At 39.6% G+C, this 20,898-nt stretch carries 14 protein-coding genes and 1 pseudogene; 9 read left to right on the top strand and 6 right to left on the bottom strand.

Features of this window, described 5'->3' with window-relative positions:
* Positions 1–873: a 1-aminocyclopropane-1-carboxylate deaminase/D-cysteine desulfhydrase gene (locus B2W49_RS04070; protein WP_291334769.1), complete on the bottom strand. Its 873-nt coding sequence runs from the start codon at positions 871–873 to the stop codon at positions 1–3.
* A gap of 118 nt (positions 874–991) precedes the next feature.
* Here B2W49_RS04070 and B2W49_RS04065 point away from each other — a divergent pair, with 118 nt between their 5' ends.
* Positions 992–1,201 carry an NF038215 family lipoprotein gene (locus tag B2W49_RS04065; protein WP_291334767.1) on the top strand — a complete coding sequence of 70 codons (210 nt, stop codon included), beginning with the start codon at positions 992–994 and terminating at the stop codon, positions 1,199–1,201.
* Between the two features lie 76 nt (positions 1,202–1,277).
* Entirely contained in the window at positions 1,278–1,901 is a 624-nt protein-coding gene (locus B2W49_RS04060; RefSeq protein ID WP_291334765.1) for a LysE family translocator, read from the top strand.
* 38 nt (positions 1,902–1,939) lie between these two features.
* On the opposite strand, the pseudogene B2W49_RS12140 reads toward B2W49_RS04060, so the two are convergent.
* Positions 1,940–2,239: pseudogene (locus B2W49_RS12140) on the bottom strand (hypothetical protein).
* 192 nt (positions 2,240–2,431) lie between these two features.
* Positions 2,432–4,489 carry a methionine--tRNA ligase gene (gene metG / locus B2W49_RS04050; RefSeq protein WP_291334761.1) on the bottom strand — a complete coding sequence of 686 codons (2,058 nt, stop codon included), beginning with the start codon at positions 4,487–4,489 and terminating at the stop codon, positions 2,432–2,434.
* 278 nt (positions 4,490–4,767) lie between these two features.
* Here metG and apbC point away from each other — a divergent pair, with 278 nt between their 5' ends.
* The 7 genes from apbC (at position 4,768) to B2W49_RS04015 (ending at position 14,668) form a co-directional block, all read left to right on the top strand.
* Positions 4,768–6,021 carry an iron-sulfur cluster carrier protein ApbC gene (gene apbC / locus B2W49_RS04045; protein ID WP_291334759.1) on the top strand — a complete coding sequence of 418 codons (1,254 nt, stop codon included), beginning with the start codon at positions 4,768–4,770 and terminating at the stop codon, positions 6,019–6,021.
* Positions 6,022–6,393: 372 nt separating this feature from the next.
* Positions 6,394–6,987 (top strand): LysE family translocator, encoded by a 594-nt coding sequence (locus B2W49_RS04040; RefSeq protein ID WP_291334757.1) that lies wholly within the window; start codon positions 6,394–6,396, stop codon positions 6,985–6,987.
* A gap of 414 nt (positions 6,988–7,401) precedes the next feature.
* Complete coding sequence (gene dcd, locus B2W49_RS04035; RefSeq protein ID WP_004975507.1) at positions 7,402–7,971, top strand: dCTP deaminase; 570 nt, start codon at positions 7,402–7,404, stop codon at positions 7,969–7,971.
* 244 nt (positions 7,972–8,215) lie between these two features.
* Entirely contained in the window at positions 8,216–10,219 is a 2,004-nt protein-coding gene (locus B2W49_RS04030; protein WP_291334754.1) for a hypothetical protein, read from the top strand.
* A 13-nt stretch (positions 10,220–10,232) separates the two neighbouring features.
* Positions 10,233–10,949: a hypothetical protein gene (locus tag B2W49_RS04025; RefSeq protein WP_291334752.1), complete on the top strand. Its 717-nt coding sequence runs from the start codon at positions 10,233–10,235 to the stop codon at positions 10,947–10,949.
* Positions 10,950–10,982: 33 nt separating this feature from the next.
* Complete coding sequence (locus B2W49_RS04020; RefSeq protein ID WP_291334750.1) at positions 10,983–13,229, top strand: DUF6160 family protein; 2,247 nt, start codon at positions 10,983–10,985, stop codon at positions 13,227–13,229.
* Between the two features lie 14 nt (positions 13,230–13,243).
* Complete coding sequence (locus B2W49_RS04015; RefSeq protein WP_291334748.1) at positions 13,244–14,668, top strand: hypothetical protein; 1,425 nt, start codon at positions 13,244–13,246, stop codon at positions 14,666–14,668.
* Between the two features lie 58 nt (positions 14,669–14,726).
* On the opposite strand, the gene B2W49_RS04010 is transcribed toward B2W49_RS04015, so the two are convergent.
* From B2W49_RS04010 to B2W49_RS04000, 3 genes are all read right to left on the bottom strand, one after another.
* Positions 14,727–16,442: a proline--tRNA ligase gene (locus B2W49_RS04010; protein WP_291334746.1), complete on the bottom strand. Its 1,716-nt coding sequence runs from the start codon at positions 16,440–16,442 to the stop codon at positions 14,727–14,729.
* A gap of 122 nt (positions 16,443–16,564) precedes the next feature.
* Positions 16,565–19,669: an efflux RND transporter permease subunit gene (locus B2W49_RS04005; protein WP_291334744.1), complete on the bottom strand. Its 3,105-nt coding sequence runs from the start codon at positions 19,667–19,669 to the stop codon at positions 16,565–16,567.
* 62 nt (positions 19,670–19,731) lie between these two features.
* Positions 19,732–20,865 (bottom strand): efflux RND transporter periplasmic adaptor subunit, encoded by a 1,134-nt coding sequence (locus tag B2W49_RS04000; protein WP_291334742.1) that lies wholly within the window; start codon positions 20,863–20,865, stop codon positions 19,732–19,734.
* Between the last annotated feature and the right edge of the window lie 33 nt (positions 20,866–20,898).

Below are 20,898 nucleotides of genomic sequence, written 5' to 3'. Positions count from 1 at the left end.
TTAGGCAGATGCAATATGCCTGCCTTGTAAACCACCACTATGAATGAGCAAAATATGTTCGCCTGTATTGAACTCGCCTCGTTGTATCATGTGACTTAATCCAAACAGCATTTTTCCTGTATAAATTTGCTCGAGTGGAATTGCATGTTCTTTTTCAAACGCTCGAATAAAGGCTAGTAATTCAGGTGTGGTTTTGGCATAACCGCCACAGCAAAACTCATCAGTGATTTGCCAATTTCTTTTCATGGTCAGTTGTTTAACATCCTGCGTTAAAAAATCTCCCTTTAATGCAGAAAAACCCAAAATCTGTTGATGTGGATGACTCGCTTCAATCAAACCTGTAAGTGTGCCACCTGTACCAACGGCACAACAAATCAGATCAAACTGATGCAAATCATCGGCACTTAAAATTTCCTGACAGCCCTGAATTGCCAATGCGTTAGTACCACCTTCAGGAAGAATATAAGCATCGGGATATTCATGCTGCAAATCCTGTAAAAACTCGGGACTGCTTTTCTGACGATACATTTCACGTGAAACAAATTGAAATTGCATGCCCATCTCATGGGCTAAAGCCAAAGTTGAGTTCAAAGGGCGTTGTGCCAACTCTTCACCACGGATGATTGCGGTACTTTTCCAACCAAACAACTGAGCGGCAAAAGCGGTTGCAGCAATATGATTTGAATATGCGCCGCCAAAAGTCAGAACGTGTTGATAACCCTGCGCTTGGGCAGCTAAAAAATTATATTTTAGTTTGTAAAACTTATTGCCCGAAATATTAGGATGCACTAAATCGAGGCGTTTAATCCACAGCTCACGACCATAAAAATCAATACGTTGTAATGGAATTTCTTGCGCGATGGTATCGAACACACAGATCAGCAATAAGATTAATAACATAATTATAAAGGGCACGGTAACAAACACAATGAATTTACGTGCTGAATGAATGCTATGCTCGAACGATAAATATAAGAACAGGAGAAAAAACATGTCATTCTTTTCTCATCAATGGTGTTGTTTATTTTTGCTTAGTGTGATTCTGGGTTTATGTGCATGTGATGCCGCAAGTGTGCAAGAAACACAAACGCAAAGCTCAAACAAAATAGAAACTCGCGGCGTGATTATGGTGGGCATGCCTGTACATGAACATCACTATCAATTGGTTACGACATCTAGTAGGAAAATGAGCCATAAATAATTTGACCAAATAGTACAACCATGGAAATAAAAACCGTAAAATAGCTAAATTGATTTTGTTGTGTTAGGTGTTGGTTTTGGAATCCTTGCTTATATTAGGTTCAATTGCGATGGCATTAATGCTAGGCGCAATGAGTCCTGGCCCCACCTTTATTTATGTGGCAAAAAATTCGATAGCCATTTCGCGTAAGCATGGTTTATATACGGCCTTAGGCACAGGTACGGGTGCCGCAATTTTTGGTTTATTGGCGGTGATGGGGTTGCAGGCTATTTTATTGGCTGTGCCTTCTGCATATTTGCTGCTTAAAATTTGTGGTGGTTTATATCTGTTATTTTTGGCTTATAAAATTGTGAAGCATGCTAAAGCGCCTATTCAAACCAATCTTGTAGATGGGCTGCAAATGTCATTGCGCCGCGCGTTTACCACAGGTTTAATTACGCAGTTATCTAACCCTAAAATTGCAATTGTCTTGGCGAGTATTTTTACGGCTTTGTTGCCTAAAGAAATTCCGAACTATTTTTATGTGGTGCTGCCAATTCTGTGTTTTTTTATTGATGCAGGTTGGTGCTCATTGGTTGCGGTGGCTTTATCGGCTGAAAAACCGCGTCAGGCTTATATTAAATTTAAAGCTATTTTTGACCGTGCGGCAGGGGCGGTTATGACGGTATTGGGCTTAAAGTTAATTTTTGGGGTGAAGTGATTTTTTGTATAAATCCTCTTAAGAAAGAGGCTTTATACTTAGTACATATTATTTTTACATTCTGGTTGAGAGCGATCAATAACTTGAGTACCTTCAACGCGATAACCAATTTGACCTACAATGAATGCTTGGTTTAATTGAGTAATAACAATATCAGATAAAGCAACTGCACAGCGATCTTATTCAATTGCGCGATCTACAGCGGTTTTGAAGTTCGGAACACCTAAAGGAAATAATACAACAGGTACTTTATCTTCACCTGTAACTCGTTCACCTTTTACAAATTGATTTGAGTTTAAGTTATAGTTTTTCGTAGATGCGACCGTCATATCCGCCATACGTACTGAACAACCTGTGAAAGCAAGTGTCGATACAGATCATGCGATTGCTAATAGTTTTTTTTAATGCATCTAAAACATTTTTTAATAAATACAAGCAACGATATTTGAATTAGAATTATTTAGAAATCAATAAAATAATTATATTTTTAAGAAAAATGCGCCATTTCGGCGCATTTTTCAATTTACAGCTTAGCTGACTTTATCCCCTGGTTTCGCACCGCTTTCAGGTGAAATGACCCAAACACCGTCACCATTCCCCGCAGCGAGTACCATCCCGTTAGAAATACCAAAACGCATCTTACGTGGCGCAAGGTTAGCCACCATTACCACAAATTTACCTTTTAAATCTTCAGGTGCGTAAAACTCGCGGATACCACTAAATACATTACGTGGCTCGGCTTCACCGACATTTAAAGTCAGTTGAAGCAGTTTGTCAGAACCTTCAACGGTAGTAGCTTCTAAAACTTCTGCGACACGTAAATCAATTTTGACAAAGTCATCAATCGTGATAATTTCCGCTTCACCCACTTTAGGTTCAGCTTTTTTCTCTTTGGCTTTTTCTTTTTTCTTTTCTGCTTTTGGTGCTTCAGTAGGTGAGGCTAAAGAATCTTTAGATGCATCCACCATTGCAGCTACCGCTTTCGGGTCTAAACGTTGCATGAGGGGTTGGAACAAAGCAATTTCATGTGCAACCAAAATTTGCTGACGAGATTCAAAGTTAAAGCTGTCTAATTGCAAGAAGGCTTGAACTTGTTCAGCCAATGTCGGCAGTACAGGAGCCAGATAAATCGCCAACTGACGGAACAAGTTAATCCCCACAGAACATACGTCATGAACTTGCTGTTCTTCGCCTTCAATTTTGGCTAAAGCCCAAGGTTTTTTCTCATCAATATATTGGTTGGCACGGTCTGCAAGTGCCATAATTTCACGAATGGCTGCAGAGAATTCACGCTCTTCATAGGCTTTGGCAATCGAGTCACCTGCAGCAATAAAGCTTTGTACTAATTCAGGTTCAGCACAGTTTGCACTTAATTTGTTATCAAATTTGGTGTTGATGAATTTCGCACAACGGCTGGCAATATTCACCACTTTACCCACAAGGTCAGAGTTTACTTTCTGCACAAAATCATCCAGATTTAAGTCAGAGTCTTCAACTTTGTCAGACAGTTTTGATGCAAAGTAATAGCGTAAATATTCAGGGTTTAAATGCTGTAAGTATGTTTCTGCCTTAATGAATGTGCCGCGAGATTTCGACATTTTTTGACCATTTACAGTCAAGAAACCATTTACAAATAAACCTGTAGGTGTGCGATAACCTGCGCCATTCAACATTGCAGGCCAGAACAAGGCGTGGAAATATACGATGTCTTTACCAATGAAGTGATAGACTTCTTTGTCTGAATCTTTTTTCCAATAATCGTCAAAATTTAGGTCAGGGCGTTTGGTTTTCACGTAGTTTTCAAAACTCGACATATAACCAATTGGCGCATCAACCCAGACATAAAAATATTTATTTGGCGCATCTGGAATTTCAAAACCAAAATATGGCGCATCACGTGAAATATCCCAGTCATTCAAGCCATTTTCAAACCATTCATCCAATTTGTTGGCAATTGAAACTGGCAAACGACCTTCATCACGCGTCCATTTTTGTAAGTATTCGCCAAAATTAGGCAATTTAAAAAAATAATGATCTGATGATTTTTCTACAGGTGTTGCACCGCTTAAAGTCGATTTTGGATTAATCAGCTCAGTCGCGTTATAGGTAGTGCCGCAAACTTCGCAAGAATCGCCATATTGATCTTCTGCTTTACATTTTGGACAAGTGCCTTTGATAAAACGATCCGATAAGAACATGCCTTTTTCAGGATCAAATAATTGCGTAACAGGACGCACGGCAATATTGCCTGCATCACGGTTTTTGACATAAATTTCACTGGCACGTGCGCGGTTGGTGTCACTATGGGTTGAATCATAATGATCAAAATGCACGCCAAAACCGTCAAAATCACGAATGTGTTCTTGTTGCACATTGGCAATTTGCTGTTCAGGACTAATTCCATTGGCTTCGGCACGCAGCATGATTGCTGTACCATGAGCATCATCCGCACAGACATAAGTCACATCATGTCCCATTGCACGCATGGCGCGAACCCAGATATCTGCCTGGATATAACCGAGTAAGTGACCCATATGGATCGGACCATTGGCGTATGGTAGGGCGTTAGTGACTAAAATTTGACGCACGGATATAACTCTCTCAAATAGGGACGATGCAATTCGGTCAATTTTACCTTAGATAGCACATAGATGCACAAGGGATTCCATGAATTCTTTTCAAATCCGGCTAGAAGGCTAAACACAATATCGAAACAAGCTCTTGGTCTGTATTTGAAGATAAATCATGTCAAAAACCAAGCAATATACTCAGAATTAAGTATTTCACTGATAGCACGACTTAACCTTAGACTGAATTATCGTTACACTATCAAAATCGCGGTATTTCCAAACTTTGGAGTAAATCTATGTCTTGGCTTTCTTCACTTAAATCTGTTTTTTCACCTTCGCATACGGTGAATGAGGAAGCTATTCAGCACGTGCTACAAAGTTATGTATTGCCTGAATCTGAACATGCTTTAAAAGATCGTATTTCCCAAGTGAATGTGCAGGGTGAAATTTTACAAATCACCATCAATACTTATCCTGAAGAAAAACAATATTTACAACAAATTCATGATGAGTTGGCAGATGCTTTAGAAAAATGCGGCATTAAAGAATTGAATATGCATGTGATTCAGCAGAAAACTGGACAGAAAAAAGAAAGTTGTGGGCATCAACATACTGAAGGTGAAAGCTGCTCAACATCGACCACACAGACCACAGCATCTCATTTACCCCCCGTGATAGATGCTGCAGGTCAAAGTTCAATGCAAGAAGCCGATCCGAATAATCCACCGATTCAAAAAGCAGCGCCACAACAACGTGATGTGCCGAAACATCCGCGTATTCAAAACGTGATTTTGGTTGCTTCGGGCAAAGGCGGGGTTGGAAAATCCACCACTACGGTAAATTTGGCTTTGGCATTACAAAAGCTTGGCTTAAAAGTTGGTGTATTAGATGCCGATATTTATGGTCCTAGTATTCCGACCATGCTCGGCAATGCAGGTAAAACCCCAATGATTGAAGCTGAGCAGTTTGTACCGTTGGATGCTTTTGGGATGCCTGTGTTATCCATCGGGCATTTAACGGGTGACCACAACACACCTGTGGCATGGCGTGGACCAAAAGCCACAGGTGCATTAATGCAACTTTTTAATCAGACTCTATGGCCAGATTTAGATGTATTGATGATTGATATGCCACCAGGAACGGGGGATATTCAACTGACACTTGCACAGCGCATTCCTGTAACGGGAGCGGTAATTGTAACCACACCACAAAATGTCGCTTTAATGGATGCTGTCAAAGGCATAGAGTTGTTTAATCGTGTGCAAATTCCTGTCATGGGTGTAATTGAGAATATGTCGACGCATATCTGTTCAAACTGTGGCTACGAAGAACAAATTTTTGGTCAGGGCGGCGGCGATAAACTGGCAGAACAATATGACATTCCGTTGCTTGGGCGTTTACCCTTAAATGTCAGTATTCGTGAAAATGTCGATGCAGGTACGCCGTCAGTGATTGCAGGCGATGATGCTGCCGATAGTTACATTGCGATTGCTCAGAAAATTGCAAAAAAACTGCCTAAAGCTGAAAAAGATCAGAATCGTATTTTCTAATCGGGGACCTCTGCTTGGAATGATTGCAGTTGTCGTCATTCAGTTATCGTCCTTTAAATTCTGAATGATTCATCTTTAAAAGCTAAGTCACAATATTTTGAAAATTTGGCTCACTTCGGTGAGCTATTTTTTTGATTAAAAAACACACAAGCATCTGATTTAATGGCGTTTAATCTCTAATTAACTTAAAAATGTTAAGAAAAAATGACTTATAAGTTACTATTCAATTAAATAATATTTTCTATATAAGTGTTTGAATAAGAATAATAAATTTAAAATATTAAACTAATCAGTAATTTGTCTTACAAAATACTTTTTGCCAATTGCAATGAACTATTTTAATCTGCGTTCATTCAGTAGTGAGGTCAATTCATGATTTCATGGTTTTTTATCGGTTTGGTGATCACAATTTTATTGACACCAGGGCCAACCAATACCTTGCTTGCATCATCAGGTATTCAGGTTGGTATCCGTAAATCTTTCCGATTAATTCCAGCAGAAGCATTGGGTTATTTGATTTCTATTACACTTTGGGGTGCTTTAATTGGTACAGTGTCTACCCATCTTCCATTATTGCCCACCATTCTAAAATTATTCAGTGCAAGCTATATTATTTTCTTGGCGATTAAATTGTGGCGCACGGCCAAAGTTGAGCAAAGCTTTAATCAATCTACGATTCGTGCGAGTGAGCTATTTTTAGCGACTTTATTGAATCCGAAAGCATTGTTGTTTGCCTCTGCGATTTTCCCAACGATTGCATGGGTAAAAGCAGACTATTATGTGGCACACATGCTGGCATTTTTATGTTTAATCGTGCCGATTGCTTTTTTCTGGACATTTATTGGTTCGGTGCTCGCTAAAAATAAAATTAGCTGGCTCAATCAGTGCAATCTACAAAAAACAGCTTCTATTGTGTTGCTGAGTTTTTCAATTCCTTTAAGTTATTCGGCTTTATTGAGTTTGTAAAGCTAACGTTGTATCTAGAATTTATATCTACTGGAAATAGGGTCTGTTGACATTTCATAAATGGCTTGCGCTGTGGGCTAAAACTGAGCAGATCAGGCATGAAACGCAGGGAATAGCGAGACTATTTCCAAGTTTCATAACGCAATCTGAGAAAGTTTTAGCCACAGCCTTTCAGGACAAACATATTTTTTGCTGCTATTGCGTTATGTGCCAGTCATTTAGAATGACTAAATTTCCTGTCCCATGCCTTATATCAGCTAAAAAATATGCGTTGTCGCAAACATAGACGAATTGTCAACAGACCCTAATCATTGCACTCAAAAAGCGATGTGAGGGAAACGGCTGGTTTTCATTAACTTAGATTTCAGTTAAAGTACAGCACAGTTAAACATTCATATTTTGGATAGAAAATAAATGGCAATTAAGTCTGATCGTTGGATTCGCGAAATGAGCGAAAAACACGGCATGATTGAACCGTATGCAGAAAACCAAGTTCGCTTTGATGAAAATGGCGAAAAACTCATTTCTTATGGTGTTTCTAGCTATGGTTATGATGTACGTTGTGCCCGTGAATTTAAAGTCTTTACCAATGTTCACTCAGCAATTGTCGATCCAAAAAACTTTGATGAAAAAAGTTTTATCGATATTGAATCAGATGTGTGCATCATTCCGCCAAACTCGTTTGCATTGGCGCGTACCGTTGAATATTTCCGTATTCCACGCAATGTATTAACAGTGTGTTTAGGTAAATCGACCTATGCACGTTGTGGCATTATTGTGAATGTCACGCCACTCGAACCAGAGTGGGAAGGTCATGTCACCTTAGAATTTTCTAATACCACGAACTTGCCTGCACGTATTTATGCGGGCGAAGGTGTGGCGCAAATGCTGTTCTTTGAATCAGATGAAGTTTGTGAAACCTCGTACAAAGACCGTGGTGGTAAATATCAAGGGCAGACAGGCGTGACCTTGCCTAAAGCATAAGCAACAACTATCTATCACAATTTTTCTATTGAAGAAGCGAGCCAATGTGCTCGCTTTTTTTCATTCATCGGAAAGCTGTGCTGTTTAGCCAGTTTGTTTTGCATTTGCATAAATATTCAGCATAATTAAATATGAGAATGGTTTGGCATAATCACGTTTTTAAGGATAAAAACACTCAAATAAATAGCCAAGCTATAGATAAATAAAAGAAAGATGCGGAGCATCAGATAAAAGGATGGTCGAGATGACTGAACACGCAATTACTTTCCCTTTTTGTAAGCATTGCTTAGCCACTGCGATAGGCTTTTTTTTGGCGAACCCAAGTTATGCCTTGCAAGCACTCTCCGATGACTCTTTGTCAAATACCACAGGCGAAGGGGTTGCTTTAGTTCTTGATAATTTCAAAATGGTGTTTCAGCAACCGAATGATCTATCAACAGGGTCGAGCTATACACGTGGGTTAGAAAACCCTAGTCAATATGATACGGGCTTTATTCGTATTATCCCGACGGGGGAGAATTATCAGAATATTTCAGAACATACCTATAAGAAAGTTTATAATCAGGTTTATGATGCTGAATATTTGGCAGGTGTTTCAACTACATCAACATTATATCAAAGTACCTATACAACGACTTTCAATAACTATAAAACACAAAATTATAGCTCTACAAAAACAGCAGTGAGCAGTGAAATCTCAGTTGGTGTGCGTCAAAGTTTAGTGGCAGAATACTTTGAATCTGACCTAATGCAAGAATATTATCAACAGCGCTATAATGATTATTATGATGGTACAATTATTACTGGATTAAAAAATGATGGGACTACCTCATACACATTAACGGCATTGCAGGAAAATAAATCTAATGAGTATGCAGCAATAAATACCTATGAAATGATTGAAATTTTATATGGTAATAGAAGTGCTGATACCGTACCTTCAACACAGTGGACGCAAGGGGTTACAAGAGTTAATCATATTGATCCTAAGGTTGCTCAAACTGTAGAAACTGTAACTCAAGAGCGGCTAAACTATGAAGGGGATAAAATTGCAAACACAGCAGCTTCAAATGCAATCAAAGAATTAGAATTATTAGCAGTAAATAACGCAACTCAAGCAGCAAAAGCAGCAGCGGCACAAACTTCAGTAGGGGCACTCAGAACTAAAGCAGATGTCTTTATTTATGGCTTAGCATTGTCTAAAAGTGATAACTCATTAAGCAGTCGTTATAGCAATCAAGGCTTTAACTGGGGTTCAGCAGATAACCCATGGTTATTCCGTGCAGGCACAGAAAAAGTAAAACAATTTAAAAATGTAGAAAAAGATGTTGGTTATTTAGCACTAGAGGCACCACTCGCGACTACTACGCCAACTGAAAGTGATAATAATATTAAATTGGGTTTTTGGACTGATATTTTTTCACGTCAGTTGAACTCAAGCGCAGAGGTAGATCCAAGCACTGGGGCGCCAAAATCGGGTTTAGATAAAGAACACCGTTTACGCACTCAGTTTATTGCCAATGGTTTAAGTTTAAATGGTTCACAGACCCGACTATTTCAGACTTTAGACTCTGATAACCCAAATCATCATCAAACCTTGGGTATGGCAAGTGTATTGCGTTTAAATACCAATGATAATCCTGCGAATCTAAGTTTCACAGATTCAAACTTAGATAGTAAAGGAATTCGCATTAGTACAGCAGCAAAATCAGATACTTTGGATGGAACGGCGGTCACACCAGCAATAGATGGTTCATTGGCACCAGTTTTTCATGATACAGAAGGTTTGTATTTATACAGTCCAAATATCAATTTAGTTTTAGGGAATATGTATCAGCCTTTTGTGGTTGGTTCTGAGGGCAATAATATTGTGCTAGAAGTAACACGTATTCCGAATGTTCCTGAAATTTACAATAAAATTTATCAAAATTATGAAGACGGAAAGGGTGGATATTTAGGTTCTACAGCATTTACAGGTTCTACCTGTAATGTGGTGAGCTGTGGCACACCGCTAAAAGCCAATGCCAATGACAGTGCTGCGATGTATCAAGGACGTAATGCGACACATAGTAGTATTGCAATTGGTACTGTAGAACGCTTGCCAAATAATATGTTGCGTGCCAAGGATCATGATAATTCCACAGGTGTTGTATTTAAAGGTGTAGATGGTACTGCTAAGAATCTAGGTTCAGTTGCAATAGATGGTGTGCTGATTCAGCACCTTAAATTTAAAACAACAGGTCTATAAAAGGAGAATCATCATGTTGAAAAAACTGTCTTGTATTGCATTGATGTGTAGTCCTTTGACCCATGCCAATTTAATTGCACTGGAAAATCATGAATTAACGCAGGCTACTGGCCAAGGTGGAGCAGACCTCAGTTGGACGTTATCGTTAAACCATGAATATGCCGAAAATTTAGAACTCAGCAATATTTCTAAATTTAATGGTGGGACTAAACCTACAGAAGTTTATTATCGCTATAGTAAAAATTGTGCTGACAATAATGTGCTCTGTCGTTTAGCCATTGCACCCAATAACCATGAAGATAATAACGGCAATAAAAAATGGCTGGTATTTAAACAAATTCAGGGCACCATACAAATAGATAAATTTTCTTTAGATGGCACAACCATTATTAATCATAAAAATGACCCACAAACCGCTATGCAGCTTAAGTTTTATGATGATAAGCCGTTAAAAATTAGAAATTTAGGCTTCGCTGCATTATCTATTGAAACAGGTTCTGGGCAGGGAGTAAATGAAGGTTATGCAAATTCAGAGGTATATACCAATTTTCTAGGAAGAAATTATCAACAAGATGGTAGTTATAACTTAGTTCAGCAAGATGTACCTTTGTTTGATCAGGGCGCTGAAAAAGGATTTATGGGCTTAAATATTCACGGCAATATGCACATGTCTGGCAATGTGAAAATATTTAGCTACAACTGTACAGGTTCAGCAGCAAGTCGTTGTTGAATATAGGATTAAGTACAGTATAGGGAAATAACAATGAAAAAAATAATGCAGTTGAATTTATTAACATTGAGCGTACTTTGTGCGCAACAAGTGTATGCTTTAGAGCTGATTGCAGACCAGCATTTGTCTGATGTAAGTGGGAAAGATGGTATTGTAATCACCCATGAAATGTCTAAAGCCACGATTAATCAAGTCAATTGGTATGATCCTGATTTAGTGGCTGGAACTCAACAGGGTTTAGGCTTACATAATGTAGAAATTAAAGGACAGAATAACCAGCCTATTATCAGTAAGCTTGCTTTAGATGTGGGGAAAACTGATGTTGGCGCAGGTGTGCGTATCGATGCGAGTATTGATGCTTTTCAATCGACAGCTGACTTAAACTTGGTCAAAAGAAGCTGTGTTGCGAATAGTTGTACTAAAGAAACACAAAGCTTGGGTCAGTTCGGCTTAGAAACTAAATCACCTTTAAAAGTTTTATTAGAAACCAAAGCAGGTTTATTCAATCAAAATGAAACGGCACATTTAAACTTCCAGTTACAGAATGCCAAAATTAGTCATGGTTTAGGTAAGCATCAATTATCTATGCATGATTTTAACTTTAATTTTGCGACTGACGGCTATATGTATATTGATGCCGATGAGGGATTGGTCTTTACCACTAAAAATGGCTCTACCGACCATTTTGTAAATCTTGGACGAGTGAAAGACCTGAGTGATGTTGCAAGTAGCCGACAAAATGCAACCAATCCTGGGGTCAATATTGACTTGCGTTATGATGATAAAAATTTAATTCGCTTTGGTGCATCTGGTGCAGTGAGCAATGCGAAATTGTTTTTTAATGGGCAGCAAAAAAATGTTGCCAATTTTGACGTTTCGAATAAGGTCAATGGTGTAATTGAAACTAAAAATACCGCAGTTACAGGCTACGATACTGTGGTGGGACAAGGTGGTTTGCATTTGGGCTTATCTGCTGATTTTACCAATCAAAATACGACAGGTTTGGCCGCAGGGCAATTACCAACAACTTTAGAAATTGGGCACACAGGAAAAGGCAGTTATGCGGTTGAATTTTCGAATTTAAGACCGCTAACCACACGTGATGCACAAGGTAATTTGCACAATAAAAATGCCTATATCGATTTTGGCGATATTTATATTAATACCGTACAAGCGAAAAATCTCAATTTTTTAGTCAATGAAAATATAAAAAATACGATTGGTGCATCGAGTCCTATTTTAAACCAGTTGCTATCGAGTAAGCTTGAAGGTGATCAGTTCTCACTGATTGCTGTTCGTGGCATGGACTTTCAGTCAATTGCAGCCAAAGCGAGAATTATTTCTGACAATTCTTTAAATGAATTGTCAGGGGATGGTGGTTCTTGGGGTATTGGAATTCCAATTTATAATTTAAATGCCAATGTGGCATTGTCGGGTAAACAATATCTGTCACCTTATGATCAAACAAATAAAACTGGAATTGGTTATAACGCCATGGTTTCTACTGAAGGTTATGGCATTGATTCTAAAACAGGATTACCCAGTACCACTTCTATTATCTTAATTGATGGGCAAAATAGCCTGCATGCAGGAGAAACTGTTAACTATTATGCTGGTTTAAGAAATATTGATGCATTAATTCAGTCCGATGGTGTGATTGGTTATGAAGATGAAGGGATTTATATACGTGCAGATCATTTATTGATTGCAGCAAAAGCAGAGTTAGCGATTGGACAATTACCGGGTTCAAAATACAACTGCGTCACAGGATCAACTAAATGCGCTGGCTTTGTACCATACGATAATTTCTCTAAAAAAGATGATGTGTTGACCACAATTGCTTTTAAATTAGATGGCAATGGCGAGTTGTTGGTAATTCCAGGAATGGATCCAACCGATACTAATCCGAACACAAACTTTTTGTCTTTTGATGCGAACTTTAAGTTTAGAAGTCTAGATAGCACAGAACAGGCAGATCCAAAGAACTTGGGTAGTTATTTTAGTTTGATTAATGAAGATCAAGTGAATAATGAAACTGTTCAGACTTCTTCAATTAACTTGAATCGTATGGAAGGTCATTTAGGTGTTAAAGGAAAAGTCGTCGTCAGTGCAGATACGGTTACTTTAGACAATCAAGTTAAATTTAATTATAAAAATGATATTGCTCGACCGTTTAAAACAGACTTTGCAATGTCTACCAATGGCAATATGCAGAAAATTGCATCTGTCGCGCTTACTGGTGGAACCATGCGCAGCACATTGGGCATTACGCCACGCTAAAGGATAGAAATAAAATGAAAAAAACAATTTTAGTTGCATCTATTTTAAGTACAGCTTTTTCATTCAATTCTGCTCAAGCGATGCAGGCTTTAAATGATGATCAATTATCTCATGTACAAGGTCAGGCACTTTTGAACCTGATGACTGCGACAGATCAATCACAAGGGCTCAACTTTTATAAGCTGAGTGTTGATGCACTCATGGAGCTCAATGCCAACATTAAAACGCTACAATTGGGTTGTGGTGGTGTAAATAATGCGATTGGTAGTAAAGCGGGATGCGATATTGATATTTCCAATATTGCATTGAGTGGTTTGAATGAATCTTATGATTCAACAGGTAGCCCAAAGTTTAATGGTGAACGTGCGGGTACTAGTGCGCAAATTACCAATCCATTTATTGAATTTGCGATTAGTGGAAATAGTGCGTCAACACGTGAAGTGGTTGGTTTTCGCTTAGGTGCAGAAGAAATTTTAGGTCTACTGACTTTGGGGACTGATAACGTACAAAACCCCAATGACGGGATTAAAAGTTTTAGTGGTTATATGAAAATGGCACAAACTCAAGGGCATTCATTTACTGAGCAAGCGACATTTGGTATGACCGATGATGAAATTATTTCTGGTCGTTTAACAGCTTTGGGGCAGACAAGAAAGTTTGATAGTAAGCCATTTACAAATGGTGTTAGAACAGAAGGGCATACAGGGATTACAGTTCCTTCTATGAAAGTAGATTTTACTATGCCAGAAACGGTGGTTACGGGTCAACGTATGACTGCTGCCAAAGTGAGTGGTATTCGCTCATCTATTCCTTCTATTCCTTTAGCTGTTGCAGAGTCGGGTAAGAGTTTACCAGGTAGTGTTCAGGGAACTCCTGACTTCTCTCAAGACCAGCTTTATGTGGAATTTCCTGCTTTATTATTTGGTTCTCTTGGGACACACTCATTCTTTAAAATGGCAGCAGGCTCGAGTTTGGATGAACTTAATATGGATATTACTTTTGTTCAAGCTTTGAATATGATTCACAATATTCCACTCAATGGCACAGGAGGTTATTTATCTCTGCAAAGTAAACCTGTGCATTGGCAAGGAGCCGATCAGGGTGATGTTGCTCAACAAGGGTGGTGGATGTCTTTTAAAGAACCTATACAACTGGGATATTTAGCAACAACAGATAAGGTTGATATTTCTGCGGTATTACCACAAGTAGCTACAGCGATTAGTGACTATTTGCTCAATAAATCCGAACCAATTGAGGTTAGGGTTGATGAGGCTTTAGGTTCTTTGGCTGGCGTAGCTGTTGAAAAAAAATTGAATATTAATGTAGGTCAATTTACGAATTATGCAACAGGAAATCCAGCTACGATTACATTAAAGGATAAGCTTTTAAATAACCAAAACGTTACCCCTAACTGTTATGGTGGTATGAAATTCTGTTAATTCCAAATGAAAAAAATCCCGCCAGTTGTGCGGGATTTTTTATACTCAGTGTTTAATCTTATTTGGCAATTTGGATGAGTAATTCTTCTTTCGTTAGGTTGCTAGATTCAGCATCACGACGACCTTTATATTCAAAAGTACCTGCATCTAAACCTTTCTCACCAATCACAATACGGTGCGGAATACCTGTAAGCTCAAGGTCAGAGAATTTCACCCCAGGACGTTCATTACGATCATCCAGTAATACATCATAACCTGCAGCTTGAAGTTCAGCATAAAGTGCTTCTGCTGCTTCTAATGTACGTGGTGATTTATGTGCATTCATTGGCACAATCGCAATTTCAAATGGTGCGATGGCTGCAGGCCAAATAATCCCTTTATCATCAAAGTTCTGTTCAATAGCAGAGGCAACCACACGCGTAACACCAATCCCATAGCATCCCATGGTAACAGTAAACGGTTTGCCATCTTCACCTAATACTTTACAGCCCAACGCTTCTGAGTATTTAGTCCCAAGCTGGAAGATATGACCGACTTCAATACCGCGTTTAATTTGTAGCGTTCCTTTCCCATCGGGAGATGGATCGCCCTCAACGACATTACGTAAATCATAAACTTCAGTATATTGTGCATCGCGCTCCCAGTTCACACCTGTTGCGTGTTGATCAACTTGGTTTGCACCAGCAACAAAGTCAGACAGTACCGATACAGCACGGTCTACAATCACAGTTATACCTTTTTCAACCAAACCTTGTGGACCAACAAAGCCAGCAGTTAAACCTAATGCTGCAATTTGTGCATCGGTTGCAAAAGTAAGTGGTGCAGCAATCTGTGGATGCTTTTCTGCTTTAATTTCGTTGAGTTCATGGTCACCACGCAAGAATAATGCAATCACAGGGATTTGACCCGATTCATCTGCAACACCTTGAACCAAGAGCGCTTTGACTGACTGGTTACTATTCGTGCCTAAAAATGCAGAAACATCCGCAATGGTTTTTTTGTTTGGTGTATCTACAATCTTGAGTTCTTGCGTTGCAGCAGCACGTTCACCCACCAAAATGGCCTCAGCCATTTCAATATTGGCTGCATAATCAGATTCTGTAGAGAAGGCGATATCATCTTCACCACTTGAAGCTAGAACGTGGAATTCATGTGAACCTGAACCACCAATAGAACCTGTATCTGCTTGTACTGGGCGGAAGTCTAAACCTAAGCGCGAGAAAATTCGGCAGTATGTGTCGTACATGACATCATAGGTTTCTTGTAAGGAGGCTTGATTGGTATGGAAAGAATAAGCATCTTTCATAATAAATTCACGTGAACGCATTACCCCAAAACGTGGTCGAATTTCGTCACGGAATTTCGTTTGAATTTGATAGAAGTTAATTGGCAATTGCTTATAGCTTTTTAACTCATTACGTGCCAAATCTGTAATGACTTCTTCATGTGTTGGACCAAGTACAAAAGGATTGTCGTGGCGGTCTTTAAAGCGTAGTAATTCAGGACCATATTGCACATAACGCCCAGATTCTTCCCAAAGTGAAGCGGGCTGAGTGACAGGCATAAAAGTTTCTAAAGCGCCTGCGCGGTTCATTTCTTCACGAACAATAGCTTCAACTTTATTTAGCACACGTACACCCATTGGCAACCAAGTATATAAACCTGAAGCCAATTTACGAATCATACCCGCACGTAACATCAGCTGGTGAGAAATCACCTCGGCATCGTTTGGGGTTTCTCTTAACGTAGCAAATAAAAAGCGACTCGCGCGCATGGAAACTGTCCTAAAAAATGAAGCGTTAAATGGAATTTTTTCAAAGCCAGATTATACAATAAAAATCGGGCTAAACTTGCGTTAAAATTTAGCCCAACGTTTGTGTGAATTTGTGCGAGATTTTAAGAGATCAGTTTACGTGTTTGGCGTAACATAAAATTCTTAAAATCATCTAAGTAAGTGAAAATAACAGGTACAACCACCAAGGTGAGCAGGGTAGATGTCATCACACCGCCAATGACTGCATGTGCCATTGGTGCACTTTGTTCACCGCCTTCACCCAAGCCAAGTGCCAGTGGCACCATCCCCATCACCATTGCACTGGTGGTCATTAAAATGGGACGTAAACGGGTTTTTCCTGCAGCAATAATTGCATCATAACGTGACTCTCCCTGATCCATGGCTTTTTTAATAAAATCAATCAGCAAAATTGCGTTTTTGGTTACCAATCCCATCAGCATAATAATACCAATAATAGAAAACAGGTTCATGGTCGAGTTAAAAATAAACAGTGCCAAGAATACCCCAATCAGTGATAAAGGCAGAGAAGCCATAATTGCAGCGGGGTGAATGAAACTGTTGAATTGCGACCCTAAAACGATATAAATAAACACAATAGATAGGGTAATAGCAGTCAGCGCATAACCTGCAGATTCAGCCATGTCGGCATTGGCACCTTGTGTATCGAAGCTATAACCTGCGGGTAATTTAAAGTTGTCCTGAATTTTTTCAATGTCGGCACCAATGTCACCTGCAGGACGTCCTGCGGTGTTTGCTTCGACCAAAACTTCACGGGCTAAATCACGGCGGTTGATTTGTGCTGCACCTAAACTTTCCTCAAACTTAGCCACACTTGCCAAAGGCACTAAAATATTTTGTCCATTGGCATCGGTTTTTTGTGAAGTTAAATACATATTTTGCACATCGCTCGGCAAGCTACGACGGTTTTCTGTAAGGCGAACATTAACATCGTAGGTTTCGCCATGTTCATCTTGCCATGTAGTGACATCATCCCCTGCAATGAGTGGTCGGATAATATTGGCAATTTGATTCACCGATAGCCCCAAATCGCTAGCAAGCACGCGGTTTATATGAACACCTAATGTAGGTTTAGGGGCTTTTAGCGAGCTTTCTAAATCGACAATACCCTCCACCTGAGCAATTTCTTTCATAAAGCGGTCAGAAATTTTTTGTAACTCTGCTAAATCAGGACCTTTAATGGACACCATCACAGGTTTTTGCCCCCCCGAAACTGTTTCATCGGCAGATGCGACAGAGGTGATGGTGATGCCTGCAATACTTTGTAGACGTTGGCGGAATTCATTATTGAGTTCAGTCAGCGTTTGTTGACGTTCATTACGCGGGCTGACAGTAACACGCAAGTTAACATGATTTTTCCCGCGATCTGTCACGCTGTTAATTGCCCCGTAAGTCGCACGTACTTCAGGGTGTTGACGGATGATTTGGTCTACTTGTTTTAATTTTGCTTGTGAATATTCAAGAGAGGCATCCACAGGTGTTTCAAATTTAATCCGAATTTCACCTTTGTCAGGTACAGGTACAAACTCTGTGCCAATTAGTTTGGATAATCCGAGTGCGGCAAATAATGAAGCTACGGCAATCAATAAGGTAATAACGCGAAATCGTAGCGCTAATTTTAAAAGTTTTTCATAATGATGACTTAAATTGTCGAGTTTGTTGGAAATCCAATTTAAGAAGCGTTTTATTCGTCCAGGTTGTTTATCGGGATTGGGTTTTTCAGCCCAATGTGCAGATAACATTGGGTCTAGGGTAAAACTGACAAACATGGAAATCAGCACTGCAGTACTGACGGTTACACCAAATTGATAGAAAAAGCGTCCGATTATCCCGCCCATAAATGCTACAGGTAAAAATACTGCAACAATGGTCAGAGTGGTTGCTAAAACCGCCAAGCCAATTTCTTTGGTGCCATCTAAGGCGGCCGTGACATGGTCTTTCCCCATATCGGCATGACGCACAATATTTTCACGAACCACAATTGCATCATCAATCAATAAGCCAATACTGAGCGAGAGTGCCAGTAAGGTCATCATGTTGATGGTAAAGCCAAATGCCCAAATAAAGGTGAGTGTGCCGAGTAGGGCGATGGGTAGGGTCAATCCTGTAATGGCGGTAGAACGGAATGAACCAAGAAACAATAGTACAATCAGGACTGCCAAAATCGCACCCTCAATAATGGTGCGCGCTACATCACGGATACTGCCACGAATCCCTTTAGAAGAATCAGCCACGACTTTTGCAGTCATGCCTGCAGGTAGTTGGGTTTGAATACGTTCTAAGGTTTTGTGGGTGTTATCTACCACTTCAATAATATTAGAGTCTGAACTACGCAAGATATCGACAGCAACCGCAGTTTGCCCATTTAGAAACGCACTGGTTTCCAGCTCTGCCTGACTGTCTTGAATTGTGGCTACTTGTTTTAAAAAGATTGGCGCACCATTTTTATTGGCAATAATCAAATCGCCAAAAGCCAGAGGGTGAATGACTTTGGATTGAATTTCGACCACCAATTCACTATTAGCTTGTTTGAGTGTACCGCCTGGCACTTCAATATTTTCAGCTTTTAGGGTATTGATCACTTGATCCACACCTAAACCAAAACTCATTAATTTTTGTGGATCGACCTCAATCCGAATTTGTCGCTGTGCATCACCCAATAAATTGACTGTCCCGACGCCAGGTACGGTACGCAGTTGTGGCACAACCTGCTGATCTAGATAGGAACTTAGATCGCGCAAGGACATTTGTGAGGATTCAAAGACAATCGACAGAACCGCATTGGCTGTTGGGTCGTAGCGCTCCACTACAGGGTCTTGAATTTCATCTCGAAAACCTGCACTGACTGAGGAAATTTTATCGCGTACATCTTGTGCCGCCACTGCCGAAGGAACATCTAAATTAAATTCGGCTATAATGGTAGATAACCCTTCACTGGATTGTGAAACCAATTGTTTTAAACCTGAAATGGTGTTGATCTGATCTTCCATTTTCTTGGTGATTTCAGACTCAACTGTTTCAGGTGATGCCCCTGGATAGCTTGTATAAACGACTACAAATGGAAAATCGACGTCAGGAAATTCTTCCACGCCCATACGTTGCCATGAAGCCAAGCCAAGCACCATCAGACAAAACATCATCATGATGGTAAAAACGGGATACTTGACGCTAACTCGGGTAAACCACATACAACGATCCTGATTTTTTATTTATTGGACATCTGCACTACGACATTGAGATGAAATTCTAATTATTGAGGGTTATTCTGAATGATCACCTGCTGCTGGATTTGATCGGGGCTAAATACCACTCGACTTACTAGATCATTGTTCTTTAAGCCTTGAATCACAGCAGTATTATCACTGTAGCGTTGTTCTAAAACTGTGATATCAACACGGGCAATTTTTTGATCTCGAATCACCCAAACATAAGGTTTGTTTGGGATATCGTGAATGGTATTGAGTGGAATGATTTGCCCTGAAATTGTGCTGTTCGCTAAAATATAACCATCCACAAATGCCCCAATACTTAAAGATGGAAGACGCTCAAGCGGGGTCGCAAAAAACTCGATTTGACGACTGGCTAAATCTGCTACAGGGGAAACGCGACTAATTTGTGCATTAAATATGGTTGCTTGTCCTTGTAGTTGATATTCAATTTTTTGACCAATTTTGAGTGCGGCTTGTAAGTCGCTTGGTAATTTTGCTTGAATTTCTAATTGGTTCGGATCGACGATTTCAAATAAGGTTTGTCCTGCAGCCACAGTTTGCCCAGGCTCAACTTGACGTTGGGTAATGACACCATGAATTGGACTGGTAATCGTACCATCTTGATCGGCTTTTAGTGCTATATCGACATTGGCTTGTTGGGCACGTACATTTTCCATTTGTGCACGGTAATCTAACTGACTTTGCTCATATTCCACTTGTGAAATAAAACCCTGATCGAGCAAACGCTTTTTTCGTTGCATCATGTTTCGGGCTTGGTTGGCTTGTGCTTGCGTTGCAGCTAAATTTGCGCGAGCTTGTGCCAAACGCGAAGCATTATCCTGATTATTCAAGCGCAGCAAGGTTTGACCACGTTGTACGCTATCGCCTATTTTGACATAGACTAAAGTTGCTGTGGCAATCACCTGTGCTTGAATACTACTTTGATTGACTGCACGCACTGTCCCGGTAAAGGCAGTTTTACTGATTGCACTGCCTTGTTGTGGGGTCACTAAATCTTGCTGAATGAGTTCTACTTTTTCTGATGCTATTGTTTTATTTTCAGTTTCTGATTTTTGGCAGGCACTCACTAAAATACATAAGCCGATTGTAGCGATACGAAAAATGGGTAAATAATGCAGATTAAACCTAACTGCGATACGCTGTGCAATGTGCATGCATATTTGTCCTTAATAATTGCCAAAATGACA

Origin of the sequence: Acinetobacter sp. UBA801 (assembly GCA_002296655.1) — a bacterium.
Lineage (GTDB): Bacteria > Pseudomonadota > Gammaproteobacteria > Pseudomonadales > Moraxellaceae > Acinetobacter.
The sequence above is the reverse complement of the archived record's forward strand: the minus strand, read 5'-3'. Positions and strand labels throughout refer to the sequence as shown.

What these genes read in the sequence shown, in the direction of transcription:
- B2W49_RS04065 (WP_291334767.1), top strand. Translation starts at nt 992, where the DNA reads ATGTCATTCTTTTCTCATCAATGGTGTTGTTTATTTTTGCTTAGTGTG.
- apbC (WP_291334759.1), top strand. Translation starts at nt 4,768, where the DNA reads ATGTCTTGGCTTTCTTCACTTAAATCTGTTTTTTCACCTTCGCATACG.
- B2W49_RS04040 (WP_291334757.1), top strand. Translation starts at nt 6,394, where the DNA reads ATGATTTCATGGTTTTTTATCGGTTTGGTGATCACAATTTTATTGACA.
- dcd (WP_004975507.1), top strand. Translation starts at nt 7,402, where the DNA reads ATGGCAATTAAGTCTGATCGTTGGATTCGCGAAATGAGCGAAAAACAC.
- B2W49_RS04030 (WP_291334754.1), top strand. Translation starts at nt 8,216, where the DNA reads ATGACTGAACACGCAATTACTTTCCCTTTTTGTAAGCATTGCTTAGCC.
- B2W49_RS04025 (WP_291334752.1), top strand. Translation starts at nt 10,233, where the DNA reads ATGTTGAAAAAACTGTCTTGTATTGCATTGATGTGTAGTCCTTTGACC.
- B2W49_RS04020 (WP_291334750.1), top strand. Translation starts at nt 10,983, where the DNA reads ATGAAAAAAATAATGCAGTTGAATTTATTAACATTGAGCGTACTTTGT.
- B2W49_RS04015 (WP_291334748.1), top strand. Translation starts at nt 13,244, where the DNA reads ATGAAAAAAACAATTTTAGTTGCATCTATTTTAAGTACAGCTTTTTCA.
- B2W49_RS04010 (WP_291334746.1), bottom strand. Translation starts at nt 16,442, where the DNA reads ATGCGCGCGAGTCGCTTTTTATTTGCTACGTTAAGAGAAACCCCAAAC.
- B2W49_RS04005 (WP_291334744.1), bottom strand. Translation starts at nt 19,669, where the DNA reads ATGTGGTTTACCCGAGTTAGCGTCAAGTATCCCGTTTTTACCATCATG.
- B2W49_RS04000 (WP_291334742.1), bottom strand. Translation starts at nt 20,865, where the DNA reads ATGCACATTGCACAGCGTATCGCAGTTAGGTTTAATCTGCATTATTTA.